Origin of the sequence: Pseudomonas morbosilactucae (assembly GCF_023241715.1) — a bacterium.
In the GTDB taxonomy this organism is placed as follows: Bacteria; Pseudomonadota; Gammaproteobacteria; order Pseudomonadales; family Pseudomonadaceae; genus Aquipseudomonas; species Aquipseudomonas morbosilactucae.
Map to the genome: position 1 here is coordinate 1 of NZ_JALQCW010000157.1, position 3,081 is coordinate 3,081.

Annotated in this window: 2 protein-coding genes; one reads left to right on the top strand and one right to left on the bottom strand. The window is 62.2% G+C overall.

Going from position 1 to position 3,081, the window contains the following annotated elements; genetic code table 11:
- Positions 1 to 330: 330 nt before the first annotated feature.
- A complete protein-coding gene (gene sfnG, locus M1B34_RS33670) occupies positions 331 to 1,425 on the bottom strand; it encodes a dimethylsulfone monooxygenase SfnG (protein ID WP_123333396.1) in 1,095 nt (364 codons plus the stop codon).
- A 346-nt stretch (positions 1,426 to 1,771) separates the two neighbouring features.
- On the opposite strand from sfnG, the gene M1B34_RS33675 reads away from it, so the two are divergent.
- On the top strand, positions 1,772 to 3,007 hold the full coding sequence (locus M1B34_RS33675; RefSeq protein WP_268267436.1) for an acyl-CoA dehydrogenase family protein: 1,236 nt from the start codon (positions 1,772 to 1,774) through the stop codon (positions 3,005 to 3,007).
- The last annotated feature ends 74 nt before the right edge of the window (positions 3,008 to 3,081 follow it).

Here is a 3,081-nt window from a genome sequence, read left to right on the forward strand (position 1 = left end):
AAGCTGCGCAGTTTGGGCAACAGAGAGCGTTTGAAAAGCGACGGCATAGGGCTCGCAGTGGGTCGAATCCAAAGAGCGCAAGAGCTTACACCATGGACCGACATTCATAACCCACCCACCCCTCTTTTGTATCTTGTGGCTTGAAGCTGAGGCTTGCAGCGCCCTTAAAATCGGCCATCGCTGGCAAGCCAGCTCCTACAAAGAGACATGTCTCAACACCACGGTATTTTGTAGGAACCGGCTTCTTGTAGCTTGAAGCTTGAGGCTTGCAGCGCCCTTAAAACCGCCATCGCTGGCAAGCCCCTTCCTACGTGGCTTTAGAGTGGACGATCAGGCGGCGACTTCTTGTGCCTTGGCCTGGGCCTTGGCTTCCAGTTCACGCACCAGCGGCAGTACGCGTTTGCCGAAGTACTCCACTTCTTCCTGGAAGTGCAGGAAGCCCGCCAGCACCAGGTCCACGCCCACGGCTTTCAAGGCGACGATGCGCTCGGCGATCTGCTGAGGCGTGCCGATCAGGTTGGTCTTGAAGCCGTCGTTGTATTGCACCAGGTCCTCAAAGGTCGATTTGGCCCAGTTGCCCTCGCCTTCCGGTGACGCCTTGCCGGCCTGTTTGGCGGCGTCGCCAAAGGCATTCACCGCCTCGGGATCGGCCTGGTCGATGATCTGCGCCAGCACCGCGCGCGCTTCTTCTTCGGTGTCGCGGGCGATGACAAAGGCGTTGACCCCCACTTTGACCGAGTGGTTATTGGCCGCAGCCTTGGTACGAATGTCATCGACCTGGGCCTTGATGCCTTCCGGGGTATTGCCGTTGGTGAAGTACCAGTCCGATACCCGCGCCGCCATGTCCCGGGCTGCCCGGGAGCTGCCGCCCTGGAAGATTTCCGGCTGGCCCAGGGGCTTGGGTTTCAGGCTGTAGTTGTCGAAGCGGTAGAAGTCGCCCTTGAAGGTGAAGTTGTCCTGGCTCCAGACGCCCCGCAGGGAGCGAATGAACTCTTCGGAACGGCGATAGCGCTCATCGTGCTCCAGCCAGTGTTCGCCGATGGCCTGGAACTCACCCTTGAACCAGCCGCTGACAATGTTCACGGCGATACGGCCATTGGTCAGTTGATCGATGGTCGCCAGTTGCTTGGCCGCCAGGGCCGGTTGCCAAGGGCCGGGCAGGATCGCGGCAATCACTTTCAGTTTGCTGGTGGCGGCCAGCAAGGCGTGGCTGAAGGCCACCGACTCATGCTGGAACTCGGCGCCGTAGCCGGCGGTGAAGCGGATCTGGGTCAGGGCATATTCGAAGCCGGCCTCTTCAGCCAGTTGCGCCAGTTTGCGGTTGTAGTCGATGCCCCAGTGGGTGCGCTGCTCGATCTTGCTCACCACCAGCCCGCCGCTGACGTTGGGCACCCAGTAGGCAAATTTGACGGCTTGCTGACTCATTGTTAGGTCCTCGGAACTTGGGGAAGGTAGGAGTCACAGAGCAGCAAGCGTGCCAGCCTGCGTCCGACGCCCCGCCCGCCAGCGCCCAGTGCGCTGCAAGGCCTGTTCTAAAGGGCTGCGAAGCGGTTTAACCAGAGCGGCCGGGGCAAGACCTGAATAACGATCGAACCTGGACGGCGAATCCAGGAATCCAGCGATTTGTTGAACAACTGTTGCCCCACCAACAGTTGCCCGACCCACAACCACTGTCGCACCCCGTAAAACCGGCACTGGGCGCTTCGGCATGGACTGTGCAATCCCCCTCGGCACCTGCAACGTTTTTACTGCCGACTCGAGGAGCTGTTTCATGACCGAACACCAGGTAATCAACCCACTGTCCGTGGGCGTCGACTACGAGACGCTGGCCGAGGGTTTCCGCCCGATCTTCAAGCGCATCGCCGCCGGTGCAGTGGAGCGCGAACAAAGCCGCAGCCTGCCCTATGAGCCGATCCAGTGGCTCAAGGACGCGGGCTTTGGTGCCGTGCGCATTCCTGTGGAATACGGCGGTGGCGGCGCCTCCCTGCCCCAGCTGTTCCAGTTGCTGATCGAGCTGGCCGAGGCCGACTCCAACGTGCCACAAGCCTTGCGCGGGCACTTCGCCTTTGCCGAGGACCGGCTCAACGCCGCCCCGGGGCCGGCGCGGGATGTCTGGTTCAAACGTTTTGTCGGCGGTGACATCGTTGGGTGCGCCTGGACCGAAATCGGCAGCGTGGCCATTGGCGACGTGATCACCAAGGTGTCGCCGGACGGTGACAAGTGGAAACTCAATGGCGAGAAGTTCTACAGCACTGGGAGCATTTTCTCCGATTGGATCGACGTTTACGCTCAACGCAGCGACACCGGCGGCGACGTGATCGCTGCCGTGCGCACCCGCCAGCCGGGCATCGTGCAGAGCGACGATTGGGACGGTTTCGGCCAACGCACCACCGGCAGCGGCACCTCGCGCTTTACCGACGCCGAAGTGGACGCCGAGAACGTCATCGACTTCGCCACCCGCTTCAAATACCAGACGGCCTTCTACCAACTGGTGTTGCTGGCTAGCCTGGCCGGTATCGGCCGTGCTGCGCTGAATGACGTGGCCCGGGAAGTGCGCGAGCGCAAACGCATCTACAGCCACGGCAACGCGCCACGGGTCAGCGAAGACGCCCAGGTGCAACAAGTAGTCGGGGAAGTCGCGGCCCTGGTGTACGCCGCCGAAGCCGCCGCCGTGCGCGCGGCACAACCGGCGCAACGGGCCTATGTGGCGCGGTTCTCCGGGGATGCGGCAGTGGAACACGCGGCGAATGTGGACGCCGAGCTGGAGTCGGCCACCGCTCAGGTGGTGGTGACCGAGCTGATTCAGCGCGCCACCACCGAGCTGTTCAATGCCTTGGGCGCTTCGGACATTCGCCAAGGCAAATCCCTGGACCGCCATTGGCGCAACGCGCGGACCGTGTCGTCCCACAACCCGGTGATCTACAAGGCACGGATTGTCGGCGACTGGACAATCAACGGCACCGAACCGCCCTTCGTCTGGCAGATCGGCAACGGTCCGCAACGTTAACCGCACTGACGGTGATCTCCGTAGGAGCTGGCTTGCCAGCGATAGCGATCTCAAGCCTGGGGCACGTCTTGAGG